Below are 22,544 nucleotides of genomic sequence, written 5' to 3' on the forward strand. Positions count from 1 at the left end.
GCCGGCCGGTGGCTGGAGGCCTCTCGAGGTCGAATTCATCCGACACCTTCAACCCGCCGCGCCAGGATCCCGGTGAAGCCGGCCTTGGGGTCAAAGCCCGGGCGGGCCTCTTCCTCCCGGATCTCCGGAGCATCCGGAGCCTGGAAGAGGGTGGAGCGATATTCCACCACCTGAAACCCCGCCTGCTCCAGCCATGCGTCCAGATCCTGGCGGGAGTAGAACCGCGCGATGGAATAAAAGGGATGCCCCTGGCGGCCCTTCTCCTGATAGTGGGCCGCCCACGGGCTCTCCGCCAGGATCATCCCCAGCACCAGCCCTCCGTCCGCCCGCAGCACCCGATGGGCTTCCCGCAAAACCCCGAGGGGATCCTCCACAAAGCACAGGGTGACCACCAGGAGGACTCCGCCGAAGGCGCTGTCACGGAATGGAAGCCGTTCCCCCACTGCCTGAGCCACCCGGATCCCCCGGGCTGCCGCCATCCGGAGCGGCTCTCGCGCGGGATCGATCCCAAAACCGACGCCGAGGGCCTGAGCGAAGCGCCCGGATCCTACGCCGATCTCCAGATAGGGGGGCGGGCAGCGGGTCAGCAGAGGGGCCAGCGCCCGCACCTCCGAGCGATAGGCTCCCCGGCCCACCGGCCCTTCATACCAGGCATCGTAACGGGCGGCGTAGCGTTCGAACACCGAGGCGGTTTCCATCCGTCTGTCCCTCACGGCTCCTGGGATAACGCCTCCAGGGCCCGCGCAATGCGGGCGGCGATGCGGGCGTTTTCGACCAGCAGGGCATGATTCACCTGCACGCTTTCCCCCCCGGTCCGCTCCGCCACACGGGCCAGGAGGAAGGGCGTCACCGCCCATCCCCGAATCCCGCGCCTCTCCGCTTCCTCAAGGGCCTCTCGAACCACTCCCTCCAGTCGATCCAGCGGGACCGCCACCGGGGCGGGGGGAGGAACGGTCACCAGGATCCCCTTCCCCCCCAGCGCCCAGTGGATCCCGGCGATGCGGGCGATCTCCTCCGCTGAATCCACCCGCGCGTCTACCGGCAGGCCGCTGGACGCGCTGTAAAAGGCGGGCAGGGTCTCCGTGCCCCATCCCAGGATCGGGACCCCATAGGTCTCCAGCCATTCCCGGGTGGCCTGCAGATCCAGGATCGCCTTGGCTCCGGAGCAGACCACCACAACGGGCTCTGTGGCCAGCGTCGGCAGGTCGTTCGAAACATCGAACGGCGCCCCCCGATGCACCCCGCCGATCCCGCCCGTGGCCACCACCCGGATCCCGACCCGCGCGGCGGCCCAGGCGGTGGCCGCCACGGTCGTGGCGCCGATCTGGCGGCGCGCCAGGACGATCGGGAGATCGCGCCGGCTCACCTTCCGGACGTGCTCGTCTCCCGCGAATCGCTCGAGCTCAGCCGGCGTCAGGCCGATCACAACCTGGCCATCCAGCAGCCCGATGGTCGCCGGAACGGCTCCTTCCGCGCGAACGGCCTCTTCCATCTCGTGGGCGACCTGGAGGTTGGCCGGCTGGGGAAGGCCGAAGGCGACCACCACGGTCTCCAGGGCGACGATCGGCTGATGGCGCGCCCGGGCTTCCTTCACGTGAGGGCCGAAGCGGAAATAGGTGTTCTTGGTGGAAAAACCCATCGCCCCAAACTCGAAGTCGACTGCCGATCCAGGCGTGGACATCCCTCGCCTCCAGGAGCTGGTTCCCGAAACCTGCAACTCGAATGGGGAAGGGCGGCGAACACCGGCCAGCCGGCTATAAGCGGGATGATCGTGCTTCCAGCTCCGCGACAATGACCTCCGGCGTTTTATAGGGAATCACGTTCTCGATCGCCCGGAAATGATCATCGTAGGCCACGATCGCCGTGCAGCCTGCGATATGGGCGGCCATCGCATGAGGGAGATCCGTCGGGTCTCTCAGCGCTGCGAAGAGCCTGGCCCGGAGCAACTTCTCCTCGCGGCGAGGGATCGGCACATCAAGCAAGCGGTGCTCAAAAGCGTGAGGAAGGCCTGACGGGCAAACTCGCTGCCCGCTTCCCAGTTTGGCTCTGTGCGGGTGATCGCGATGACCAGCAGCTCATGGAGCGCATAGAAAGATGTCACTGCTTTAACCGCACCCTGGTCGATGAACTGGAATAACTTCGAAACCGCCTCAAATCGTGTGGGCTCCAGTTTCCGGGCCAGCGTGAAGACCAGCAGCACGGAGGTATCCAGATAGATCACCGGGTCCTCTCCGTCGAAGCGGGTGTTCCAGTTTCCGCTGCAGGAGGCAGCAGAAGGATTTTCAACAACTCCTGGGATAGCAGCAATGCCAGAGGCACAATGGCCTCAGAGAAAATGCGCTCAGCGCTTTCCTTGCGCCCTTCATGGAGGATCTCATCAAACGATTTTCCTTTCAGATATTCGGAGAAATCTTCAAGCGCCATCATTCCCTCCAGATTTCGATAGCCGGGCAGGGTCCCTGCCTGCGCTGCGTGTCGGCCATGGCGTATGCCGTTGGCCGATGCTCAAGGAGAAGAGCACCTTTCCCTACTTTCCAAATTCAAACTTTAGCATAAAGCCTTGGATTCCACCAGGGGATGAGGAATTTTTCTAACGATCGAGGGGTTAGACGGTGGGGCAGCCGAAGGCGACCACCACGGTCTCCAGGGCGATGATCGGCTGCTGGCGCGCCCGGGGTTGTTCCACGTGGGGGCCGAAGCGGAAAGCGGAAATAGGTGTTCATCCGGGAGAACCTCCTTCCACCCGCACGGGGACCTCTCCGTCGATCCACTGCACGGTGAGCGGCTCGCCGGGCTGGACCTGATCCGCCCGGGTGACCAGGCGGCCATCGGCCCGGCGGACCAGGGCGTAGCCCCGGGCCAGGACGGCGCGGGGGTTCAGCGCCTCCAGTCGGGCCTGGTGGTAGCCCCATCGGGCTTCCGCTTGCAGGATCTGCTGACGGATCGCGCCTTCCAGCCGGGTCCGCAACCGATGCAGGCGCTCCCGACGGGCGTAAAGCTCCCGCTCGGGCGTATGGGCCTGCAGGCGCGCGCGCAGGGTCGCCAGAGCCTGCCCCGCCCGCTCCAGGCGGGCGCGTATCGCCTGCTCCAGGCGATCCCGCCATCCGGCGATCTGAGCGGCCACCGCGTCCCGATCCGGGGTGGCCAGCTCCGCTGCCGCGGAGGGTGTGGGCGCGTGCACATCGGCGGCGGCATCCGTCAGGGTGAGATCGATGGCATGGCCGACGCCCGAGACCACCGGGAACGGGGAGGATGCCACCGCCCGAACCACCCGCTCGTCGTTGAAAGCCCACAGCTCCTCATTGGACCCTCCACCCCGGGCGATGATAGCCAGATCCACCCCCGCCACCATCTGGAGGGTTTCCAGGGCCGTGGCGATCGAAAGGGGGGCATCATCTCCCTGGACAACCGTAGGGGAGAGGATGACCTCCGCCAGGGGCCATCGTCGCCGGAGGATGTTCAGGATGTCCCGAAGGGCTGCTCCCGCCGGCGAGGTCACCACGCCGATCCGGCGGGGGAACGGAGGCAGCACCCGCTTGCGGGCGGGGTCGAACAGCCCCTCCGCCTCCAGCCGACGCTTTAACGCCTCAAGGGCCAGGAATCGCTGGCCCAGGCCGATGGGAAGCCAGCGATCCACATACAGACGGCAATCCCCCCGATCCTCGTAGTAACCGATCCGCCCGCGCGCCACAATGGTCTGGCCGTTCGCCGGCAGCTGGGCCATCCGGGCTGCCTGCGCCCGCCAGATGACACACGTGATCTGGGCCCGCCCTTCTTTCAATGAGAAGAAGATGTGGCCCGGCGCTGTAGGGCGGAGATCCCCCACCTCTCCCTCCACCCACAGATCCCCCCAGGCGAAACGGGATTCGATCGCTTCCTTCAGATGGGCGGCCAGCTGGGATACCGTGAGGTAGGTGATGGGAGCCTGTTCAAGTTCCTCCCACTCGCTCATGAAAACGCTCCAGGGGAAGGTTGCGCCCCTTGTTCATCGCGTTTCCGTGACCTTCTGTAAGCCTCGCGGCCGGTCTGGATCCAGCCCTTTCCATTGGGCGAGGGAGACGGCGAACCACTGGCCAGGGATCACAGCCACCATCGGTGAGAGCCACTCCGGAACCGGAGGCAGCGGGATGCGCACGTCCGCCATGGCGAGCAGCCCGCGATCTTCGCTGCAGAGCGTGAGATGGGCCTCCCGCTCCCGAAGCCAGCGGGCCAGGCTTTCCATTTCGGAGCGGAAGGTCGGGCCCGGGGCGATCAGGAACACCGGGAAGCCCGGCTCCACCAGGGCGATGGGCCCGTGGAGGAAATCCGCCGAGGAATACGGCTCCGCCACGATGTAAGTCAATTCCTTGAGCTTGAGGGCGACCTCGAACGCCGTCGCGTAATTGAAACCCCTGCCGATCACCACCCCGTGAACGACCCGCTGCCAGAATGCTGCCGCCTCCTGGGCGGCCTCCTCCGTGTCCAGCGCCTGGGCGATGGCTTCCGGCAACCGAAGCAGATCCTCCCGCATGGCGGCGTCCTCGGTCCAGGCCGTGACCAGGAGGGCGAGGGCGATCAGCTGCGCCGTATAGGTCTTGGTGGCAGCCACCGCGCGTTCCTCCCCTGCGCGCAGGGGGAGGACCGCGTGGGCGGCTGAGGCGAGGGGAGAGGCAGGATCATTGGTGATGGCCAGGGTCCAGCCGCCCTGACGTCGAGCTTCCCGGATGACCTCCACAATATCCGGGGAGCGGCCGGATTGGGAGATCCCGATCACCCATGCATGGTCCAGGCGAGGAGGCCGGCGGTAGAAGGTGAAGAGAGAGGGGGTGGCGAGGGCAGCCGGGAGACCGGCGAAGGCCCCCAGCAGGTATTGCCCGTATCGGGCGGCGTTGTCGGAGCTTCCCCGCGCCGCCAGCACGGCCAGCGCCGGTTGAAAACGGCGCACAGCGTTCACGATCTGCCGCGCTTCCTCCCATCCTTCGCGGATCAGGCGATCGGCGACCTCAGGCTGCTGTCGGATCTCCTGTTCCACCCACATCCAGAACCTCCACCAGCCGAATCTCAGGATGCGATAAGAGGAAGTCTGGAAAGCCGGGTTCGCGCTTGAGGGCACCCCTCGAGCCGATTATACTTCAAGGCATGATGGCGGGTCCTTTCAGGCTATGAAAATCGCCCCACGCCCTGGGGATTCGATCGGTGAATGGGAATCACTTCTCACGGGAGGCATTGCCCATGTCCAAAGAGAGAGCGATCCCTCGGGGACTGTATTTCGAGGATCTGGAGATCGGCTGGAAGGTGCGCACCCCGGGCCGCACGGTGACGGAGGCGGACATTGTGATGTTCGCTGGGCTATCCGGCGATTACACGCCGCTGCATACGGACGCGGAATACGCCCGGGGCACGATCTTCGGGGAACGGATCGCCCACGGGCTGCTTGGCCTGGCCATCGCTTCAGGGTTGGCGACCCGGCTGGGATTCCTGGAGGAGACCGTGGAAGCCTTCACCAGCCTGGAATGGAGATTCCGGGCCCCCATCCGCATCGGGGATACGATCCATGTGGAGATCGAGGTGGCCCAAAAGCGCCCCGCGCCGAATGGCCGGGCAGGATTCGTGATCTTCCATGTGGAGGTTCGGAATCAGCGGGGCGAGGTGGTGCAAAAGGGCCAGTGGACCCTCTTGGTTCGCGCGCGGGGGGCAGAAGGCATGGACCTCGAACAGCGATGAAGCGGCCTGTTGCGATCACGATGATCACGAGCGCTCCCAATGGGGCTGCGGGATTTCCGGGGCATGGAACTTGTCGAACCGCTTCCCCCTTCCCCATCTCGGTTCCTTTCCATAGAGACCAGCAAGCTTCCCCCAACGCCCTTCCGAAGGTGGAAGTCCATTCATGAGCGGATGCCATGGGCATCCAGGGCATCGGCGGCATCCCCCAAATGGGGGGATATCCCCAATCTGGGGGTGTCCCCCCTTATCATCTGTTTTTACAATCGCTCCTGTCCCGGGTATACTTTGCTAAAAGCATTCGGAGGGGCCGGGATTGGAGGGGGCAGCAGGTGCCCTCCGCGCCGGCCGGGTCGTTAGACTCCTTTCGGGAGGAGGCCCATGGCCTCAACCGAATGTTCAATAGAGGGACGGGTGAGACGTACAGGCGGCCGATCCGTCCCTTATCATTCTCTAAGGAGGCAGATGCCATGCCGAAACGGTTCGTCTCCTGGATGATCGGGGGGCCTCAGGGCAGTGGGATCAATGTGGCGGCAGAAACCCTTGCGAAAGCCTTCAATCGGGGTGGGCTCTATGTGTTCACCAATATCGAATACCATTCCAACATTATGGGCAAGCACAGCTATTATCGGGTCCGGGTCGCCGAGGATCCTGTCCACGCCCCCGTTGAGGAGGTTCATCTCCTGGCTGCGCTGGATGAGGAAACCCTCTTCGGGGACCACCATCACAACCCCGAGTTCCCCACGCATCGTGGACACGTGCATGAAGTAGTCACGGGGGGCGGGATTATCTACGATGCGGATCTGGGAGACATCCGGGATCGCCTGAAGCGGGAGGATCTGCGGCTTTATCCGGTGCCATATTTTGAGATGATCCGTCGAGCGCTGGAGCCTTTCGGCAAGGCGGCGGAGTATCGCCAATACGACATCATGCGAAACACAGTAGCTCTGGGGGCCACCCTGGCGGTCCTGGATTACGATTTCGATCTCGTCGCCGAGGTGATCCGCGAGCAGTTTAAGGGGCGTCGGGCCCGATTGGCGGATCTGAACATCCAGGCCCTACGGGTTACTTATGATTATGTGCACGAGCATTTCGGCAATGACTTCCCCTGGAAGGTTCGCAAGCGGGAGCGACGTGAGGACCACATCCTGATCCGCGGCGTGCAGGCGGTGGCGCTGGGCAAGCTTCAGGCTGGGCTGGGCGTTCAGACCTATTACCCGATCAGCCCGGCGACGGATGAAAGCACGTATCTGGAAGCGGTCCAGAGCAAATACAACGTGGTGGTCATCCAGACGGAGGACGAAATCTCGGCGATCAACATGGCGGTCGGTGCCGCCCACGCGGGCGCCCGGGCCTCGACCTCCACGGCGGGGCCGGGCTTTGCCCTGATGCCGGAGGGCATCGGTTTCGCGGCCATCACCGAGGCGCCGGGTCTGGTGGTGTTCCTCTATCAGCGCGGCGGCCCCAGCACGGGTCTCCCTACTCGCACGGAGCAGGCCGATCTCGGATTCGCTCTCCATCCCGCCCATGGAGAGTTCCCCCACATCGTCATCGCCCCCGGGGATGTGGTGGAGGCCTTCTACGATAGCTTCGAGGCTTTTAACTGGGCCGATCGTTACCAGATGCCTGTGATCGTGCTGTTGGATAAATACCTGGCCAGCAGCTATATCACGGTGCCTCGCTTCGAAACCCGTCATCTGGTGATCGATCGGGGAATCCGCTATCCGCCGGCGGGCCAGCAGGATGGCTACCTGCGCCATGCGGTGACCGAAAGCGGCATCTCCCCATGGGTGGTCCCCGGCACGGAGGGCGTTATCTTCTGGACCACCAGCGATGAGCATAACCCCAAGGGTCACATCTCCGAGGGGGTGGTGCATCGCATGGAGCAAATGGATAAACGGATGCGCAAGCTGGAGCTGGCTGCCCGGGAGATCCCGGACAGCAAGAAGTTCACCCTCTACGGCCCTGCGGATGCCCAGGTGACCTTGGTCGGGTGGGGGACCACCAAAGGCGCGATCCTGGATGCGCTGGAGGAGCTCGCGACCTTGAACGGGCTGACCTTTAACTTCCTCCAGATCCGGATGATGCGGCCCTTCCCGGCCGAGCCCGTGGGGGCGATCCTGCGGCGGGCCCGCCGTGTGATTCTGATCGAGAACAATTACTCCGGTCAGCTGGGGAACCTGATCCGGGAGATGACCGGATTTCGGATCCCCCAGCGGGTGCTGAAATACGATGGCCGGCCGTTCACAGTAAATGAGATCCTCGAAGGGGTCCGTCGCGCTTTGAAGAACGATGAGGAGCGGATTGTCATGATCTCCAGCGAAGCCCGGGAGGTGATCCCATGGCCTACGCGGTGAAGGATTACAAGACGGAGGTTTGGGTGGATTGGTGTCCTGGTTGTGGGGATTTCGGGATCCTGAACGCCATCCACCAGGCGCTGGCCGCTTTGCAGCTTCCTCCGCATAAAGTGGCGATCTTCTCGGGGATCGGCTGCTCCGGCAAGACGCCCCATTACATCGGAACCTATGGGATTCACACCCTCCACGGCCGTGTGCTGCCGGTGGCCACCGGGTTCAAGCTGGCCAACCCCGAGATGACCGTGATTGCCGTGGGGGGAGATGGCGATGGCTATGGGATCGGTGCCGGGTATTTCCTGGCGGCCGGGCGGCGCAATGTGGATCTCACTTATATTGTTTATAACAACGGCGTTTATGGTCTGACAAAGGGTCAGGCCTCCCCTACGTTGCCGAAGGGCGTGCAGACCAAGTCCCTGCCTGAGCCCAATCTGATGGAGGCCCTCAACCCGATCGCTGTGGCCCTGGGGGCAGGCTATACGTTCATCGCCCGCGGCTATGCCTATGACGTGCGGCACCTGCGGGATCTCATCGTGGCCGCCATTCAGCACCGGGGAACGGCGCTGATCGATGTCCTCCAGCCCTGCCCGACTTACAACAACATCTACACGCGGGAATATTACAACGCCCGGGTCTACAAGCTGGAGGAGACGGGCTACGACCCGGTGGTGCACGATCCAACGAATGAGAAAGAGATCGTGGAGAAGAAAGCCCAGGCGCTTCTCAAGGCCTATGAGAACGGGGATCGCATCCCCATTGGGATCTTCTACCGGGTGGAGCGGCCAACCCTGGAGGATGAGCTGGCAGCCCGCCTCCCCTACTGGGGGAAGCCCCTGGCGGATCTCGAGCCGATCTACCAGCGGGATCTCACGCCGCTGCTCAACGAGCTTCATTAAGAGAATGAGAAATGCGCAGGAGCTTTGGGGGCCGGGCTGGCTATCCTGAGGGGCTGGACCGGCCCCCATTTTTCTTCCTCCTGGAATCGCTGGCGGATGGTTGCCATGGGGAGGGAAAATTTCAGACCTGAGATTTAAGGTAGGGGGGTTTCAGAAATGCAGGGGGGAGAAGAGGGAGGAAGGCCGCCCGAAGCGTTCATTCCACCGCGAGGATCCGGAAGGTGAGGAGGCCGGCCGGCGCCTCTACGGTCACCACATCTCCCGGCGCCCGGCCCAACAACGCCTGACCCAGTGGCGACTCATACGAAATCTTCCCCTGGGTGGGATCCGCCTCAGCGGGGCCCACCAGCACATACACTTCTGGCGTGCCTCCATCCTCCGCGATGGTGACGCGCGATCCAATGCGCACGCGGCCGTCCTCCGAAGGCTGGGGCTCGATCACGACGGCGCTGTTGAGGATCGCTTCCAGCATCCGAATCCGGCCTTCAATGAAGGCCTGTTCCTCCTTCGCCGCGTGGTAATCGGCGTTCTCCGAGAGATCGCCCTGCTGGATGGCGAAGCGCAGACGTTGAGCGATCTCCCGGCGCTTGATTGTGCGCAGGTATTCCAGCTCTTCCTCCAACTGGCGCTTGCCCTCCGGTGTCAGATACGTGGGTCCAACAGCGGCCATCTCTTCCTGCTCCTCGATTGCGGTTGTCCATTTCTTCCTGTGGCCCTCCCATCGGGGCGTATTTGATTATACCAGCCGGGATGGAAAGGAACAAGGCGGGCGCTGTGCTTCCCCGATCGGTGGAGGATGGCCTGGACCCCTGGGTGGTCTGCTCTTCTCGCCGTGCGCTTCCGACGGGCACGAAATCGAAGTGATCCGTTGAGGGGATGGGGAACGGGGTCTTAGCGCGGGCATCGCTCGCGAAGCCGTTCCACCGTATGTTCGGGGACTGGCATTGCGCCCAGAAGGATACGGCCGTCCGGGCCGGGGCCGTGGAAATCACTGCCGCCAGTGGGGATCAGATCGTAGATCCGGGCGATGGCGATCAACCGGGCCACATCGGCCGGGGAGTGATCCGGGTGGAAAACCTCCAGCCCGACCAGGCCCGCCCGCCACAGGCTCTCCAGATTTCGGGGAAGCCCGGAGCGCCCGGGATGGGCCAGGGCGGCCACGCCTCCGGCCGCCCGGATCACCGCGAGGACCTCGTGGGGATCGATCGGCTGCCGGGGAATATAGGCGGGGCAGCCTCGTCCCAACCACCGTCGGAAGGCCTCGGCTTCATCGGCCACATAGCCCTGCTCCACCATTGCCCGGGCCAGGTGGGGGCGCCCCAGCACGTCCCCCCGGGCCAGCTCCAGCACCCGTTCCCAGGGGACGGGCATCCCGAGCTGGGCCAGGCGCTCGGCCATGGCTCGAATCCGTTCCCTTCGCTCCGCCTGCATGCCCTTCAGAAAGCGAAGGAGATCCGGGTGGACGGGATCCACGAAATAGCCCAACAGGTCGATCTCTTCCTCGGAGCCGCCGACGCTGATCTCCACGCCGGGAATCACCTCCAGAGCCGTGCCACGGGCGAGGGCCATCGCCTCCACAGCCCCCTGGGTGGTCTCATGGTCCGTGATGGCCAGGTAGCGCAGACCGCGCGCGAGGGCCTCATACACCACCCGGGCGGGGGACCACAGGCCATCGGAGGCGGTGGTGTGAACGTGGAGGTCGAGGCGGGAACTCATCGCTTCTCGACCACGAACCGGATGGCCGTCCGCTCCTGATCGTTGATCTTGACGTCGGTGAACTCGGGGACACAGACGATATCGATGCCATCCTGGGCCAGATAGGTGCGGGCGATGCAGATGGCCTTCACCGCCTGATTGACGGCACCGGCGCCGATGGCCTGCACTTCCGCCCGTCCCCGTTCCCGGATGACACCCGCGATGGCTCCGGCCACGGCAGTGGTGCGCGATTTCGCAGCCACTTTAATGGTGTCCATGGTCTCCCTCCGTGGAGCTGTGGGATGAGGCGAAGAAACCGCGGCCCGCATGGATGATCCTCAATTCAATGATGCGATGCACCTCCTTCGATGGCCTGAGGCAACAGAGGGAGAGACCCGCCGTTGCGGCCGGTTTGTTTTTATTATAACGGCCTTGCCGCGTGGAAGAGCAAGAAAGGCGGAGGGGGAACGTCGTGCTTTGCCCGGTTGCATCCCGGCGGGCTCCGAGCGGGGGCGGATGGCGCTTTCCCCTTCTCTCTCCTTATCTCGCCCTCCGAGCGGCCTGCCCGCCCTCAGGGGGAGGCGAACGGTGTCCCTCGGATCACCGGGAAAGCCGGCGCACGATGCGCCCTCGGCTCAGATCATAAGGGGAAAGCTCCACCAGGACGCGGTCCCCCAGCAGCACCCGGATGTAATACATCCGCATCCGTCCAGAGAGATGGGCCAGCACCTCGTGGCCATTATCGAGACGGACCTTAAACATCGCATTGGGCAGCGTTTCCACCACTGTCCCCTCTACCTGAATGACATCCTTTGCCTTCTCGCTTCCTTTCGCCATCGGGCCTCCCTGAAGATAGAGATCTTCCATGCTTAATTGTAAGCGAGCTTCGGGGCAATTCGATGATTACCCTTTGGGATCTGGGCAAAGCGAGGAGATGCTTGAAGAGTGGGAGGGGGTGAAGAGGGGCTGGAATTCGTGAGGGAAGCGCCCCATCCAGGTGCTCTCATCGACCCCAGAGCTGCATCCACCAGGCCTGCCAGGGTGAGGGAGTAGGGGTGGGCGTGGGGTAAGGCGTGGGAGAGCGAGGGATGCGCTCCAGGCGGTAGGGCGTTTCCCGGGGGCGGATCATTCCGGCCTCCATGCGGGCCCAGCGGGCTACGAACTCCTCGCTCTGCACATACCGGGCCTGCTCGGCGAGGCGGGTCGCCCGGATCTGCTCGATGGTGATCGCCTGTTGCAGGCGCTCAGCTCGCTCCACTCGTTGCCGATAAAGTTCCAGGTTCCCCCACGCCACATGGGCCAGGAGTGCCAATCCCATCCCCACCATCAGGCGGACCAGCCATCGGCTGATCTCGCCCGCCCATGGACGCATTTCCATCGGATCCCCCTCAGGATAAAAAAAGGGCGTGGAGCGTCTTGCCATCGCCCTCCCCACGCCCTGGGTTCACCCGACCATGCCGGGGGCGGGATTTGAACCCGCACGGGCGTATGCCCACCACGCCCTGAACGTGGCGCGTCTGCCAGTTCCGCCACCCCGGCGGTCCTTTTCCAATTCTACCAGAGCCGGCCGCTCTGTCAAATCATCCGGCTGTCCATAGGCCTCCCATCCCTCAAAGCAATCGCCCCTCTGGAGTGGCTCCGATTCCCCGACTGGATGCGAGGGCGGGAGCCTGAGCCTGGCCGCGCTCCTGAGCATCCAGGGCGGCAATCGCCGCGATGAAAACGATGTCCTGGACCTCATCACCCGTTTGAAGGACATGGACCGGCTTGCCCATTCCCAGCAGGATCGGCCCGATGGCCTGGGCGTTCCCCAAGCGCTGCAACAGCTTATACGAGACGTTCGCCGCTTCCAGATCCGGGAAGACCAGGACGTTGGCGTCCTTCACCCGGCTGAAGGGGTAACGTTCCTCAATGATCTCCGGCACCACCGCGGTGTCTGCCTGCATCTCTCCATCGACCAGGATGTCTGGACGTCGTTGCCGCACGATCTCCACCGCCAGGCGCACTTTCTCCGAGAGGGGATGGCGGGTGCTGCCGAAGTTGGAGAAGGAGAGCATGGCCACCCGCGGCTCAATATCGAAACGCCGGGCGAAGTCCGCGGCCATGATGGCGATCTCCGCCAGGTCCTCCGCGGTGGGCTCGATGTTCACCGTGGCATCGGTGAAGAAGTAGACCTTCTCCTTCACAATCATGATGTAAAGCCCGGCGACCTTGCGCACGCCCTCCCGGACCCCCACCACCTGAAGGGCGGGGCGGATCACCGATGGATAATCATAGGTAAGGCCTGAGATGAAAGCATCGGCGTCCCCCATTTCCACCATCATCGGCCCGAAATAGTTGGGCTCCAGCAGCAAGGTGCGGGCCAGAGGGAGGGTGACGCCTTTGCGCTGGCGCTTCTCGAAGAGGCGTTGTGCGTATTCCTCCAGCCGCGGGAACTCCGGGGGGTAGACGATCTCCGGCTGGCAGCGCAGGCCGAGCTCCTCGATGCGCTGACGGACGACCTCTGGGCGTCCGATGAGGATGGGCCGGCCGATCCCTTCCTCCTGGACCAGGGCTGCGGCGCGGAGGATCTTGAGCTCCTCGCCTTCTCCGAAGGCGATGCGCTTGGGGGCGGCTTTCGCCTTGTTGATAATGAAACGCATCACCTGGGTGCCCTTGCCCAAGCGGGCCGCCAGCCGCTCCCGGTATTCCTCGATATCGATGTGGATGCGGGCCACCCCTGTTTCCATCGCTGCCTGGGCCACCGCCGGCGCCTCCCAGAGCATCACCCGGGGATCCAGCGGCTTGGGGATGATGTAATCCGGCCCGAAGCGCAGCGTCTCCAGCCCGTAAGCTTTCAGCACACTATCCGGCACATCTTCGCGCGCCAGGGCGGCCAGGGCCCGCGCCGCGGCCAGCTTCATCTCATCGTTGATCGCCCGCGCCCGCACATCCAGGGCCCCGCGGAAGATGAAGGGGAAGCCGAGGACGTTGTTCACTTGGTTGGGGTAATCGCTGCGGCCGGTGGCCACGATGGCGTCGGGGCGGATCTCCTTGGCCAGCTCGTAGCGGATCTCAGGATCAGGGTTGGCCAGGGCGAAGATGATCGGCCGCTCGGCCATCGATTTCACCATCTCAGGGGTGAGCACATCGGGGGCGGAGAGGCCCAGGAACACATCGGCGCCGCGGATAGCTTCTGCCAGGGTCCGGGCATCGGTCTCCGCAGCGAAGCGCTCTTTATAGGGGTTCATTCCCTCCTTCCGCCCCTTGTAGATCACCCCCTTCGTGTCCAGCATAATGAGATTCTCTTTGCGCACCCCCAGCTTCACCCAGAGCTCGGCGCAGGCGATGCCGGAGGCCCCTGCCCCGTTGATCACCACTTTGATCTCGTCGATGCGTTTGCCCACCAGCTCCAGGGCATTGAGCAAGGCCGCCGCGGAGATCACCGCCGTCCCGTGCTGATCGTCGTGAAATACCGGGATGTCCAGGGTGGCGCGCAGGGTTTCTTCAATGTAGAAACATTCCGGCGCCTTGATGTCCTCCAGGTTGATGCCCCCGAAGGTCGGGGCGATGGCCTGCACCACTCGGATCAGCTCATCCGGATCCCGCGTGTTCACCTCGATGTCGATGGCATCCACGTCGGCGAACTTCTTGAAGAGCACAGCCTTGCCTTCCATCACCGGCTTCGAGGCCAGAGCCCCCCGATCTCCCAGTCCGAGGATGGCGGTGCCGTTGGAGATCACCGCCACCAGATTCCCTTTAGTCGTGTATTCATAAGCCAGGTCTGGATCCTTCTCGATCTCCAGGACCGGGTAAGCAACGCCCGGGCTGTAAGCGAGGGAGAGATCTCGTTGAGTGATCATGGGTTTGGTGGGGACAATCTCCAGCTTGCCGGGACGGCCTTTGCGATGGTATTCCAGCGCGTCTTCACGGAGCATGGAAACCTCCTGGGTTCCAGAGCTGGATCTCCACAGGGATGGCGCCCGCCGCCGGCCTCCACGCTTAGCATAAGCGAGAGCCCTTGCTTCGACAAGCCGGACGGCCGGATTGAAATTGAGGGCGTAAGTTTTTTTCGAGGCCCTGCCCCCTCGGGGCCGGATGGGCACAGGAAAGAGAATTCCCTCCAGGCCCTCCCCACCGCAGATCGATGCCCGGTTCGGTTACAATACCGTTACATAGGATCCGGTTGGCTCTGTTGTTGGAGCAGGCAGGGGGCGAAGCGGAGAGCCCATCCGGTGTTCGCGAACAGAGAGACGGGTTGTGGAGGCACCCGATTCCGAAAGGAGGTAACCGGGATGCGTTTGTGGGGAACCCGTGAAGGCCCGTTGCTGGATCCTTCGTTCGAGCGGTTGAATGCGTCGCTTCCCTTCGATCGCCGCCTGTATCCCCAGGATATCCGCGGCTCGATCGCTTGGGCCCGCGCCCTGGCCCGGGCGGGCCTGCTCACGCCCGAGGAGTGCGATGGGATCATCGCCGGCCTGGAGGCGGTGCAGGCCGAGCTGGATGCGGGCGATTTTGTTTTCCAGCCCACCGATGAGGATATCCACACCGCCATCGAACGCCGGCTGACCGAGCGCATCGGTCCGATCGCCGGCAAGCTCCACACGGGGCGCAGCCGCAATGACCAGGTGGTCACCGACCTGCGTCTGTTCCTGATGGAGGTCTGGCCCCGACTGGATCAGGGGCTGCGGGAGCTGGAGGAGGCCCTGGCGGCGCAGGCCGAAGCCCATCTGGACCTGATCATGCCGGGCTATACCCATCTTCAGCAGGCCCAGCCTATCCGGTACGCCCACTGGTGCCTGGCCCATGCGTGGGCTTTTGAGCGCGACCGGGCGCGACTGCGAGACGCCTATCCCCGTCTGGCGACTCTCCCTCTGGGCAGCGGCGCCCTCTCCGGGACGCCTTTCCCGATCGATCGGGAGGCCCTGGCCCGGGAGCTGGGCTTCCGGTCCCTTTCCCCGAACAGCCTGGATGCCGTTTCCGATCGGGATTTCGTCGCCGAGTTTCTTTTCATCGCCGCGATGATCGGCGTCCATCTCAGCCGGCTGGCGGAGGATCTCATTCTTTTCACCAGCGCGGAGTTCGGGTTCGTGGCGCTGGATCCGGCTTACACGACGGGATCCAGCCTGATGCCGCAGAAGCGCAATCCCGATGCCCTGGAGCTGGCCCGGGCGAAAGCAGGGCGTCTCATGGGCTGCCTGATCGGGTTCCTCGCGGTGCTGAAAGGCCTCCCTTCCGGTTACAACAAGGATCTGCAGGAAGATAAAGAGCCGGTCTTCGAGGCCGTGGACACGCTGGAGATCCTGCTTGCTGTGCTCTCCGGTCTGGTGCGGACCATGCGGCCGCGGCCGGAGCGGATGCGAGAAGCCCTAGAGGAAGCGATGCTGGCCACCGAGCTGGCGGATTATCTGGTGCGCAAAGGGGTTCCGTTCCGGGAAGCGCACCGGGTGATCAGCGAGCTGGTCGGGGAATCCCTCCGGCAGGGGAAGCCGCTTTCTGCCCTTCCCCTGGAGCTCATGCGCCGATATCATCCCGCTTTCGATGCGGATGTTTACGCCGCCCTGGATGTGGAAACTGCCGTGGAGCGTCGAGCCGTCCCCGGCGGCACCGCTCGCTCCGCTGTCGAGGCCCAGCTCCAGGCCCTGCGGGCCTGTCTGGCTCGCTCCTTGTGAGAAGCTCCATACAGCGAGCGCTGGTGACCTGGAAAAGAACGGGGGAGAGGAGGCATTATGCCGCTTGGAAGGAGAGCCAGGCGGCGGAAGCCCTCGGGGTTAACGCTCGGACAGAGGCTGGATCAGGGTCGGATCGTCCGCCCGCGGGGAGTTCACCCGAGCCGAAACCGGGTAGGCGATCATCCAATCGGCCGGATACGGGCGCAGGATCTCCTGCCAGGCCCGGGAGCCAGCGGCATCATCCAGCCAGATCGCCTCATGTTCCGGAAGCAGGATCACCGGCATCCGGTCGTGGATGGGGGCGACCCGCTCATTGGCGACGGTGGTGATGATGGTGAAGCTCTCGATGATCTCCCCCTCCGGGCTCTCCCAGCGATCCCACAGCCCGGCGAAGGCGAAGGGCTCCCGATCCCGCAACCCGATCCAGTAAGGGATACGCCTGCCGGGTGTGCGCTGCCACTCGTAAAACCCATCGGCCAACACCAGGCAGCGCCGCCGGCGGAAAGCCTCGCGGAAGCTCGGGCGTTGGGTCAGGGTCTCCGCCCGGGCGTTGATCAGCCGGTTCCCGATCGCCGGGTCCTCCGCCCAGTGGGGGATCAACCCCCACCGCAACATGCGGACCCGCCGGGGATCCTCGTTGAGGAGCACGGGAAGGAGCTGGGTAGGGGCCGCATTATACCGGGGCTGCCACGGTGCGTCCGGCCATTCCGCCCGGAACCGTTCCATCAGCCGCTGTGGCTCCGTGAAGATCGTGTAGCGCCCGCACATGGAGGCCTCTTCCCTCGCTTTCTATGCCCATCTTAGCGCGGATCCCCGATCTGGACGAATCTGGGGTCCGCTCATCGGGGGACGGTGCCGGGATCCACAATGTAGCGCCACCAGTGATGGGAGATGCCGTCGGTCTCCCCGGGAGCACAGGGGAGATGCCGGAGCCACCATCGGTGATGCTCCCGGATGTCCCCGCCGCCCCACTCCGCGCTGTTTACCCATCGCCCCCGGCCCCGCAGATCCGGGAAGTGCAGCCAGTCATCGCAATCACTCCAGACGTAGCGGGGGTTTCCCCAATCGTAATCCCCCTCACTGTTGGGGGCGAAGTGGATGGTGCCGACCCCGGCCCGGCCCGGGGCGATGCGATCATAGCGGGTGAAGCGACGCCACAGGTTTCGCTCCTCCGGGACCCCTTCGAAAACCCGTTCCATGATCGCCTCCGCCCGGTGTCCGAAGTTCTCCAGCATCTCCCCGATCCCGCGTTCATAAGAGAAGCCCATGATCACAAACCGCCTCCCGGCAGCCTCCGCCCCGGGGAGCGGCGGGGCGTTGCACCAGAAAGCCCCGGGCCCGGCCATGCGGGACTCGTAGAACCCGAAGTAGGGGCCGCCGAAAAGCCAGAGCTCATCGATCTCCCCGCGCGCCACACGTTGAACCCCATCGCAGGCGGTGAGGATGGCATGATAATCCGCGGTGTCCGGTTCGTGGGGCAGTTGCCGGCCCTCCAGCACCGCGCGGTAGGTCTCCGGAGTGTAGCGAAAGCCGTCGATCTTGGGAGGAAAGAAGGGGAAATCCAGGCGCGCCGCCACCTGATACCGGACCGTCCCCCGGCTGCAGGCCTCCAGGTCGGCGATGTATCCCTCGACCAGCTCCTCCACCCGGTTCCAGCCCATCGCCCGGGAGAGAGGAAGGTCATGGGTGATAGGGGGATCGAAGACCACGAGGAGGACCCGCGGGGTGAGGATCAACACGGCCGTCATCTGGAAGCTCCTACTCGCCGTAGGCGAGGCGTTCGATCAAAAACGGCGGAAACCCCAGGCGGCGCATTTTCGCCTGGGTCTCGGCGATCGGGTAGGGAACCCGCCGGAACGTCCAGGTCATCGCTTCCAGATCCAGGATCCCGTAGGCGGCCCGGGGGTCGCCATCCCGGGGCTGGCCGACGCTCCCCGGGTTCAACAGCCACCATCCCTCCCGCAGGTCGATGGGCTCATCATAGGGCGGCTCCAGGATGTGCATCCGCGGCGTCTTCCGATCCGGCACATGGTAAGCGATGGCCACGTGGGTATGGCCGAAGAGGCTGATCCGGGTGGGCAGCTGCTCAATGTTCTCCCATGCGGTATACGGATCCAAGATGTATTCCCAGATCGGCGCCCGCAGGCTCCCATGGGTCAGAGTGATCCCCTCCTGTTCCGTTTGGGTTGGGAGGCCCATCAGGTATTCGATGTGGCGCGCGGGAAGCTGCTCCCGCGTCCATTCCAGCACCCTGCGGGCCGCGGGGTTGAAGGTGGAAAGGGGCACCCGGCTCAGAACCCCCCAGTCGTGGTTGCCGGCGAGGGCCACGGCCGCTAGGCGCTGGACCCGATCGATGCACGCCACCGGGTCCGGCCCGTAGCCCACCAGGTCCCCCAGGAACCAGAGGGCATCCCAGGCTCCGGCGTCTGCCAGCACCGCCTCCAGCGCCTCGAAGTTCGCGTGGATATCCGAGAGCACCAGGATGCGCATGCGGGCGCCCATCCATCAGGGCGTTGGTATGGCTGTAGTGGGTGGCAGCGAGGGCGTTGGGGTAGGTGGGGCTGGCGTAGGAGAAGGTGTGGCCGTCCGTGTGGGAGTGCCGGTGGGGGTAGGCGTGGCGGTGCTTGCAGGCGTCGGCGTGGGCGAGACGGTTGGGGAAAGGGTGGCCGTCGGGGTATGCGTGGGCGTGGCCGTTGCCGTGGCCGTGGGGGTCGTTGTGGGCGTCGGGGTCGACGTGGCGGTCGCCGTCGCCGTCGGGGTTCGGGAGGGGGTGGGCGTGAAGGTCGGCGTGAACGTCGGCGGGATCCACTGGGTGGGGGTGGGAAGCCGGGTTTCCGTCGGACCGAACGGGAACGTTGGGGTGGGGATCACCACCGGCGTGAGCCCCAGGGGGGTCAGGGTCGGGAACAGCGCTGTGGGGGTGGGGAACTCACCCGCCGGCCGGGCCATGGCCAGCAGCACCCCGCCCAGCACATAGCAGGGCAGGGTCGCCAGGATGATGCTGATGAACACCACATACAGCGTGCGGGTGCGCGGCGGCAGCTGGTCCAGCCAGTTCATCGAAAGACGCTCCGGGCATGGATCTTAGGCACAAATATCTGCCCGAATTGTAATCCAGATCCCGCCTGAAGCAATCCCCGCCTTGTTGGGCGTTGCCCCTGCCCATGCCGCGCATGTGGAGATCTTGCCAGAGTTTTATCGGCATGTTTCAATGGGTTCCACGGCTGGCGCTCTGCGGCCTCTACTCCTAAAAGGAGGCGATGCTGGATGGATGAGCTGGAGGCGCTGCATCAGGAGATACGGAAATGCACGAAGTGTCCCCTGGCGCAGGGGCGAACCCTGGCGGTGCCCGGCGAGGGGCCTCGAAGCGCCCGGGTGATGTTCGTCGGAGAGGCCCCGGGATTCCACGAAGATCGCCAGGGCCGGCCCTTCGTCGGGGCGGCGGGGGCTTTCCTGAACGAGCTGCTGGCCTCCATCGGCCTGAAGCGGGAGGACGTTTACATCACCAACATCATCAAGTGCCGGCCCCCCGGCAACCGGGATCCCTACATGGACGAGATCGAGGCATGCAGCCCGTATCTGGACCGTCAGGTGGAGCTCATCAACCCGAAAGTCATCGTCACCCTGGGGCGATACTCCCTGGCCCACTGGCTGCCCAACGCCAAGATCTCCCAGGTGCATGGGAAACCCATCCGGGTGGGGGATCGGGTGGTGTTTCCCATGTATCATCCCGCCGCCGCCCTCCATCAGCCCGCCCTCAAACGGACTGTGGAGGAGGATTTCCAGAAGCTGGGGGCGTTCCTGGCGGGTCTGTTGAAGGCCGAGGAGGAACAGCCGCCGGAGGAGCCCCGGCAGCTCACATTGTTTTGAGGGAGCCAGACGCTTCTTCTCACATGTCGCAATCTTGACGGTCTATCCGTTCACATGGTATATTCTGAATAGAAGCGGGCCCGTGGTGTAGCCTGGCCTAACACGCCGCCCTGTCAAGGCGGAGATCGCGGGTTCGAATCCCGTCGGGCCCGCTCCAGATCTAACCCCCAGCGGGTGTGCCGAAAGCTTGCCGAAGGGAGGAGCCCTCCCCCGTAGAGCGGGCCGTTCTCGGGGGAGGGCTCCTTATTTTTCCCCAGCCGCCGTGCCCTGAGACGGGTCAGGCGCCGCGAGCCGCTGGGCGTGGTGCGTGCTATCATGGGACCGGGGGGCCCGGAAGAGAGAGGCAACACGCGGATATCCGGCGAGGCGAGTTCGGAGGGCTTCTTCTGGCATCGGGCAAGAGCAGGAGCGGCCGGGCAGAGACCATGGGGCGATGGTCCATGCCAGGCGGCCCGTGCGAGGGAGCCTCCGTCGGATGCAGAGGGGGAGGTGCCATGATGACAGGCAAGGGAACCGTGCGGATCGAGGTGGAAGTGCCGGAGGACCTGGCGCGGCGGCTGGAGGCGTATCGCCCGCGGCTGGTGGAGGTGCTGGAACGGGGACTGGAGGCCCTGGAACGACAGGAGAAGGTGCGGCCCATGACCCGGGAGGAAGTGCTGGAGATCTTGCGACGTTCGCCGCTGATGTATGTTTCAGAGGAATATGCACCAGAGCAAGTACCAGAGCCGCCGGCGGTCAAATTGAAGGGGAAGCCCTTGAGTGAGATCGTTCTCGAGGACCGCTGCTGGTGACCCCCTACGTGTTCTATTATCTGGATACAAGTGCGCTGGTGAAGCGGTATGTGGTTGAGGTGGGTAGCGACTGGGTGAAAGGACTGTATCGCGCGCCCAATCGTTTTCTGGTGACATCGATCATATCGCTGGCAGAGATAGGGGCATCTCTGGCCCGAAAGCGACGCATGGGGGAGATGGGCGAGACGATATATGATCGCTTGTTACAGACGATACGCGAGGAATTTGAGCGTGCGCACGTGGTGATGGGCATCGACCGGGCACTTATGAACCTGGCTGTGGATTTGACCATGCGCCATCCGTTGCGAGGATACGATGCGGTTCACTTGGCCTCGGCACTGCTGATCCCTGCCCAGGCGTCGCCTTTGCATCCCATCTTGGTCACGTTCGTGAGTGCGGACCAGACGTTGCTGGCAGCCGCGGCGGTGGAAGGGCTGGCCGTGGAAGATCCGATGGCCCATCCCTGAGTCGATTGACTTTCCCCTGGGGGTGTAAGTTCCCGCTTCTCGTCACCCTCTCATCACCCGTTCTTCACCCCGTGCGTTCCCGGAATGTTGCAGGGCCGTGCGACCGGCGGCCCCCACGATGGAACCACCTGTCCCAAGGGTCCAGGCCCCATGCCCCGGGATCCGGCGGATGCGCTGGGGCTTCCCCTGCGTGGGGCGGACCCCCACCCCTTCGGTCCGCCCCACCGTGCCCTTCCTCCTGCCCCCGGTTGGAGGTTCCCCGCGCCGGTTGGGTTTGCGGTCTTCCCGGATGCACGCGTTCCGATCAGGCCAGCCGTCGGCGCAAGGCGTAGCCGGCCCCCATCAGCAGGGCACCGAGCAACAGGAGCCCGGCCCACACCGGAACCCCGGCGGATTCCCCGCCGGTCCGCGGCAGCGTGGCCACGATCTCTCCGCAGGCCACGTATACGCTGATCTCCTGAGCGGACTTGTGGACATTGATCGCGAAGGGTTTGGCCAAGAGATCGGTTAATTTCACGTTGACGGTGGTGACGGATCGGCCATCCCGGACAGGGCTCAGGGGGAAAGCCGGTTTGGGATTGAGGTTCGCGCATGTGCCCTCATGGATATGGGCCGGCTGATCCACCCCAGCAGGGCCCGGCTTGATGTTCACCGTCACTTCGGTCTGATCCCCCACCGCCTTGAGAACCGCCGTTCCAGATTGTCCGGAGCCGCTCTGCTCCCGCAGCCGAATCGTGACGGTTTCCTGAGCCGGGGCCGCGGCGACGAGCAGGATCGCAAGCAAAACGCCGAGGCTGAACGGAATCCGCTTCATGGCATCCTCCTGAAAATTGGGATAGAAGATCGGCTATCGCCGTTCTTCGCTCTCAGAGGCCAATGCGCTCAGATAAGCAATCAGATCCGCCACCTGCGCATCCGTCAGGTCTCCCCCGATCGCCGGCATCTGCCCACCCCCTTCCCGGATCTGCTGGGCGATAAACACGGGAGTATGCTGCCGCAGCGCATCCACCAGGATCGGGGCCGGCGGCTCAAAGCCCAGCCCAACCCCCGGCCTTCGCCCGCCATCCAGATGGCAGGATTCACATCGTTCCCGGAAAAGCGCACGCCCTCGCGCGACCGC

27 protein-coding genes and 2 tRNA genes are annotated in these 22,544 nt (G+C 64.4%); 8 read left to right on the forward strand and 21 right to left on the reverse strand.

Annotated elements, in window-relative coordinates; genetic code table 11:
- Positions 1 to 35 precede the first annotated feature (35 nt).
- From VAE54_RS14045 to VAE54_RS14075, 7 genes are all read right to left on the reverse strand, one after another.
- A complete protein-coding gene (locus tag VAE54_RS14045; RefSeq protein ID WP_322802605.1) occupies positions 36 to 698 on the reverse strand; it encodes a class I SAM-dependent methyltransferase in 663 nt (220 codons plus the stop codon).
- Between the two features lie 11 nt (positions 699 to 709).
- On the reverse strand, positions 710 to 1,639 hold the full coding sequence (locus VAE54_RS14050) for a pseudouridine-5'-phosphate glycosidase (RefSeq protein ID WP_416223819.1): 930 nt from the start codon (positions 1,637 to 1,639) through the stop codon (positions 710 to 712).
- Positions 1,640 to 1,754: 115 nt separating this feature from the next.
- Entirely contained in the window at positions 1,755 to 1,889 is a 135-nt protein-coding gene (locus tag VAE54_RS14055; RefSeq protein WP_322802607.1) for a hypothetical protein, read from the reverse strand.
- Between the two features lie 26 nt (positions 1,890 to 1,915).
- Positions 1,916 to 2,221, reverse strand: coding sequence for a hypothetical protein (locus tag VAE54_RS14060; RefSeq protein ID WP_322802608.1), 306 nt, complete (start codon positions 2,219 to 2,221; stop codon positions 1,916 to 1,918).
- Complete coding sequence (locus VAE54_RS14065; protein WP_322802609.1) at positions 2,218 to 2,424, reverse strand: hypothetical protein; 207 nt, start codon at positions 2,422 to 2,424, stop codon at positions 2,218 to 2,220. The genes VAE54_RS14060 and VAE54_RS14065 overlap by 4 nt, the downstream gene beginning before the upstream one ends.
- Positions 2,425 to 2,719: 295 nt before the next feature.
- Positions 2,720 to 3,952: an exodeoxyribonuclease VII large subunit gene (xseA, locus tag VAE54_RS14070; protein WP_322802610.1), complete on the reverse strand. Its 1,233-nt coding sequence runs from the start codon at positions 3,950 to 3,952 to the stop codon at positions 2,720 to 2,722.
- Positions 3,953 to 3,985: 33 nt separating this feature from the next.
- Positions 3,986 to 5,017, reverse strand: coding sequence for an SIS domain-containing protein (locus VAE54_RS14075; protein WP_322802611.1), 1,032 nt, complete (start codon positions 5,015 to 5,017; stop codon positions 3,986 to 3,988).
- Positions 5,018 to 5,211: 194 nt separating this feature from the next.
- Between VAE54_RS14075 and VAE54_RS14080 the strand changes: the two genes are divergently transcribed.
- The 3 genes from VAE54_RS14080 to VAE54_RS14090 all read left to right on the forward strand — a co-directional run bounded on the left by VAE54_RS14080 (position 5,212) and on the right by VAE54_RS14090 (position 8,950).
- On the forward strand, positions 5,212 to 5,703 hold the full coding sequence (locus VAE54_RS14080) for a MaoC/PaaZ C-terminal domain-containing protein (protein ID WP_322802612.1): 492 nt from the start codon (positions 5,212 to 5,214) through the stop codon (positions 5,701 to 5,703).
- Between the two features lie 467 nt (positions 5,704 to 6,170).
- A complete protein-coding gene (locus tag VAE54_RS14085) occupies positions 6,171 to 8,057 on the forward strand; it encodes a 2-oxoacid:acceptor oxidoreductase subunit alpha (protein WP_322802613.1) in 1,887 nt (628 codons plus the stop codon).
- On the forward strand, positions 8,042 to 8,950 hold the full coding sequence (locus VAE54_RS14090; protein ID WP_322802614.1) for a thiamine pyrophosphate-dependent enzyme: 909 nt from the start codon (positions 8,042 to 8,044) through the stop codon (positions 8,948 to 8,950). The genes VAE54_RS14085 and VAE54_RS14090 overlap by 16 nt, the downstream gene beginning before the upstream one ends.
- Before the next feature lie 196 nt (positions 8,951 to 9,146).
- On the opposite strand, the gene greA is transcribed toward VAE54_RS14090, so the two are convergent.
- The 7 genes from greA to VAE54_RS14125 form a co-directional block, all read right to left on the reverse strand.
- Entirely contained in the window at positions 9,147 to 9,620 is a 474-nt protein-coding gene (greA, locus tag VAE54_RS14095) for a transcription elongation factor GreA (RefSeq protein WP_322802615.1), read from the reverse strand.
- A 221-nt stretch (positions 9,621 to 9,841) separates the two neighbouring features.
- The gene (locus tag VAE54_RS14100) at positions 9,842 to 10,666 is read right to left on the reverse strand and encodes a PHP domain-containing protein (RefSeq protein WP_322802616.1); all 825 of its coding nucleotides are present in this window, start codon (positions 10,664 to 10,666) and stop codon (positions 9,842 to 9,844) included.
- Positions 10,663 to 10,923, reverse strand: coding sequence for a stage V sporulation protein S (locus VAE54_RS14105; protein WP_322802617.1), 261 nt, complete (start codon positions 10,921 to 10,923; stop codon positions 10,663 to 10,665). Before VAE54_RS14105 ends, VAE54_RS14100 begins: the two co-directional genes overlap by 4 nt.
- Before the next feature lie 322 nt (positions 10,924 to 11,245).
- Complete coding sequence (gene infA, locus VAE54_RS14110; RefSeq protein WP_322802618.1) at positions 11,246 to 11,482, reverse strand: translation initiation factor IF-1; 237 nt, start codon at positions 11,480 to 11,482, stop codon at positions 11,246 to 11,248.
- A 166-nt stretch (positions 11,483 to 11,648) separates the two neighbouring features.
- Entirely contained in the window at positions 11,649 to 12,023 is a 375-nt protein-coding gene (locus VAE54_RS14115) for a septum formation initiator family protein (protein WP_322802619.1), read from the reverse strand.
- Positions 12,024 to 12,100: 77 nt separating this feature from the next.
- Positions 12,101 to 12,184: transfer RNA gene (locus VAE54_RS14120), tRNA-Leu, on the reverse strand.
- Positions 12,185 to 12,255: 71 nt separating this feature from the next.
- Positions 12,256 to 14,562, reverse strand: coding sequence for an NADP-dependent malic enzyme (locus tag VAE54_RS14125; RefSeq protein ID WP_322802620.1), 2,307 nt, complete (start codon positions 14,560 to 14,562; stop codon positions 12,256 to 12,258).
- Positions 14,563 to 14,919: 357 nt separating this feature from the next.
- Here VAE54_RS14125 and argH point away from each other — a divergent pair, with 357 nt between their 5' ends.
- On the forward strand, positions 14,920 to 16,296 hold the full coding sequence (argH, locus tag VAE54_RS14130; RefSeq protein WP_322802621.1) for an argininosuccinate lyase: 1,377 nt from the start codon (positions 14,920 to 14,922) through the stop codon (positions 16,294 to 16,296).
- 99 nt (positions 16,297 to 16,395) lie between these two features.
- Here argH and VAE54_RS14135 read toward each other — a convergent pair whose 3' ends face one another.
- The 4 genes from VAE54_RS14135 to VAE54_RS14150 all read right to left on the reverse strand — a co-directional run bounded on the left by VAE54_RS14135 (position 16,396) and on the right by VAE54_RS14150 (position 19,356).
- A complete protein-coding gene (locus tag VAE54_RS14135; protein WP_322802622.1) occupies positions 16,396 to 17,064 on the reverse strand; it encodes an SOS response-associated peptidase in 669 nt (222 codons plus the stop codon).
- A gap of 71 nt (positions 17,065 to 17,135) precedes the next feature.
- On the reverse strand, positions 17,136 to 18,044 hold the full coding sequence (locus tag VAE54_RS14140) for a hypothetical protein (RefSeq protein ID WP_322802623.1): 909 nt from the start codon (positions 18,042 to 18,044) through the stop codon (positions 17,136 to 17,138).
- Between the two features lie 10 nt (positions 18,045 to 18,054).
- The gene (locus tag VAE54_RS14145) at positions 18,055 to 18,786 is read right to left on the reverse strand and encodes a metallophosphoesterase family protein (RefSeq protein WP_322802624.1); all 732 of its coding nucleotides are present in this window, start codon (positions 18,784 to 18,786) and stop codon (positions 18,055 to 18,057) included.
- A 15-nt stretch (positions 18,787 to 18,801) separates the two neighbouring features.
- Positions 18,802 to 19,356: a hypothetical protein gene (locus VAE54_RS14150; RefSeq protein WP_322802625.1), complete on the reverse strand. Its 555-nt coding sequence runs from the start codon at positions 19,354 to 19,356 to the stop codon at positions 18,802 to 18,804.
- Positions 19,357 to 19,563: 207 nt separating this feature from the next.
- Between VAE54_RS14150 and VAE54_RS14155 the strand changes: the two genes are divergently transcribed.
- The 4 genes from VAE54_RS14155 (at position 19,564) to VAE54_RS14170 (ending at position 21,424) form a co-directional block, all read left to right on the forward strand.
- Positions 19,564 to 20,166: a uracil-DNA glycosylase gene (locus VAE54_RS14155; RefSeq protein ID WP_322802626.1), complete on the forward strand. Its 603-nt coding sequence runs from the start codon at positions 19,564 to 19,566 to the stop codon at positions 20,164 to 20,166.
- Between the two features lie 76 nt (positions 20,167 to 20,242).
- Positions 20,243 to 20,318: transfer RNA gene (locus VAE54_RS14160), tRNA-Asp, on the forward strand.
- Between the two features lie 345 nt (positions 20,319 to 20,663).
- Complete coding sequence (locus VAE54_RS14165) at positions 20,664 to 20,957, forward strand: hypothetical protein (RefSeq protein WP_322802627.1); 294 nt, start codon at positions 20,664 to 20,666, stop codon at positions 20,955 to 20,957.
- Positions 20,954 to 21,424 carry a type II toxin-antitoxin system VapC family toxin gene (locus tag VAE54_RS14170; protein WP_322802628.1) on the forward strand — a complete coding sequence of 157 codons (471 nt, stop codon included), beginning with the start codon at positions 20,954 to 20,956 and terminating at the stop codon, positions 21,422 to 21,424. Before VAE54_RS14165 ends, VAE54_RS14170 begins: the two co-directional genes overlap by 4 nt.
- A 42-nt stretch (positions 21,425 to 21,466) precedes the next feature.
- Here VAE54_RS14170 and VAE54_RS14175 read toward each other — a convergent pair whose 3' ends face one another.
- The 3 genes from VAE54_RS14175 to VAE54_RS14185 all read right to left on the reverse strand — a co-directional run.
- A complete protein-coding gene (locus tag VAE54_RS14175) occupies positions 21,467 to 21,649 on the reverse strand; it encodes a hypothetical protein (RefSeq protein WP_322802629.1) in 183 nt (60 codons plus the stop codon).
- 79 nt (positions 21,650 to 21,728) lie between these two features.
- The gene (locus tag VAE54_RS14180) at positions 21,729 to 22,238 is read right to left on the reverse strand and encodes an LPXTG cell wall anchor domain-containing protein (RefSeq protein WP_322802630.1); all 510 of its coding nucleotides are present in this window, start codon (positions 22,236 to 22,238) and stop codon (positions 21,729 to 21,731) included.
- A gap of 33 nt (positions 22,239 to 22,271) precedes the next feature.
- Positions 22,272 to 22,544 (reverse strand): cytochrome c (locus VAE54_RS14185; protein WP_322802631.1); only part of this gene is annotated, 273 nt, incomplete at its 5' end.

Origin of the sequence: Thermoflexus sp., from assembly GCF_034432235.1 — a bacterium.
Taxonomy (GTDB): Bacteria; Chloroflexota; Anaerolineae; order Thermoflexales; family Thermoflexaceae; genus Thermoflexus.

Bases quoted from the DNA above. Each gene is read 5' to 3' on its own strand.
- VAE54_RS14045 (WP_322802605.1), bottom strand. From the start codon at position 698: ATGGAAACCGCCTCGGTGTTCGAACGCTACGCCGCCCGTTACGATGCC.
- VAE54_RS14050 (WP_416223819.1), bottom strand. From the start codon at position 1,639: ATGGGTTTTTCCACCAAGAACACCTATTTCCGCTTCGGCCCTCACGTG.
- VAE54_RS14055 (WP_322802607.1), bottom strand. From the start codon at position 1,889: ATGGCCGCCCATATCGCAGGCTGCACGGCGATCGTGGCCTACGATGAT.
- VAE54_RS14065 (WP_322802609.1), bottom strand. From the start codon at position 2,424: ATGGCGCTTGAAGATTTCTCCGAATATCTGAAAGGAAAATCGTTTGAT.
- xseA (WP_322802610.1), bottom strand. From the start codon at position 3,952: ATGAGCGAGTGGGAGGAACTTGAACAGGCTCCCATCACCTACCTCACG.
- VAE54_RS14075 (WP_322802611.1), bottom strand. From the start codon at position 5,017: ATGTGGGTGGAACAGGAGATCCGACAGCAGCCTGAGGTCGCCGATCGC.
- VAE54_RS14080 (WP_322802612.1), top strand. From the start codon at position 5,212: ATGTCCAAAGAGAGAGCGATCCCTCGGGGACTGTATTTCGAGGATCTG.
- VAE54_RS14085 (WP_322802613.1), top strand. From the start codon at position 6,171: ATGCCGAAACGGTTCGTCTCCTGGATGATCGGGGGGCCTCAGGGCAGT.
- VAE54_RS14090 (WP_322802614.1), top strand. From the start codon at position 8,042: ATGGCCTACGCGGTGAAGGATTACAAGACGGAGGTTTGGGTGGATTGG.
- greA (WP_322802615.1), bottom strand. From the start codon at position 9,620: ATGGCCGCTGTTGGACCCACGTATCTGACACCGGAGGGCAAGCGCCAG.
- VAE54_RS14100 (WP_322802616.1), bottom strand. From the start codon at position 10,666: ATGAGTTCCCGCCTCGACCTCCACGTTCACACCACCGCCTCCGATGGC.
- VAE54_RS14105 (WP_322802617.1), bottom strand. From the start codon at position 10,923: ATGGACACCATTAAAGTGGCTGCGAAATCGCGCACCACTGCCGTGGCC.
- infA (WP_322802618.1), bottom strand. From the start codon at position 11,482: ATGGCGAAAGGAAGCGAGAAGGCAAAGGATGTCATTCAGGTAGAGGGG.
- VAE54_RS14115 (WP_322802619.1), bottom strand. From the start codon at position 12,023: ATGGAAATGCGTCCATGGGCGGGCGAGATCAGCCGATGGCTGGTCCGC.
- VAE54_RS14125 (WP_322802620.1), bottom strand. From the start codon at position 14,562: ATGCTCCGTGAAGACGCGCTGGAATACCATCGCAAAGGCCGTCCCGGC.
- argH (WP_322802621.1), top strand. From the start codon at position 14,920: ATGCGTTTGTGGGGAACCCGTGAAGGCCCGTTGCTGGATCCTTCGTTC.
- VAE54_RS14135 (WP_322802622.1), bottom strand. From the start codon at position 17,064: ATGTGCGGGCGCTACACGATCTTCACGGAGCCACAGCGGCTGATGGAA.
- VAE54_RS14140 (WP_322802623.1), bottom strand. From the start codon at position 18,044: ATGACGGCCGTGTTGATCCTCACCCCGCGGGTCCTCCTCGTGGTCTTC.
- VAE54_RS14145 (WP_322802624.1), bottom strand. From the start codon at position 18,786: ATGCGCATCCTGGTGCTCTCGGATATCCACGCGAACTTCGAGGCGCTG.
- VAE54_RS14150 (WP_322802625.1), bottom strand. From the start codon at position 19,356: ATGAACTGGCTGGACCAGCTGCCGCCGCGCACCCGCACGCTGTATGTG.
- VAE54_RS14155 (WP_322802626.1), top strand. From the start codon at position 19,564: ATGGATGAGCTGGAGGCGCTGCATCAGGAGATACGGAAATGCACGAAG.
- VAE54_RS14165 (WP_322802627.1), top strand. From the start codon at position 20,664: ATGACAGGCAAGGGAACCGTGCGGATCGAGGTGGAAGTGCCGGAGGAC.
- VAE54_RS14180 (WP_322802630.1), bottom strand. From the start codon at position 22,238: ATGAAGCGGATTCCGTTCAGCCTCGGCGTTTTGCTTGCGATCCTGCTC.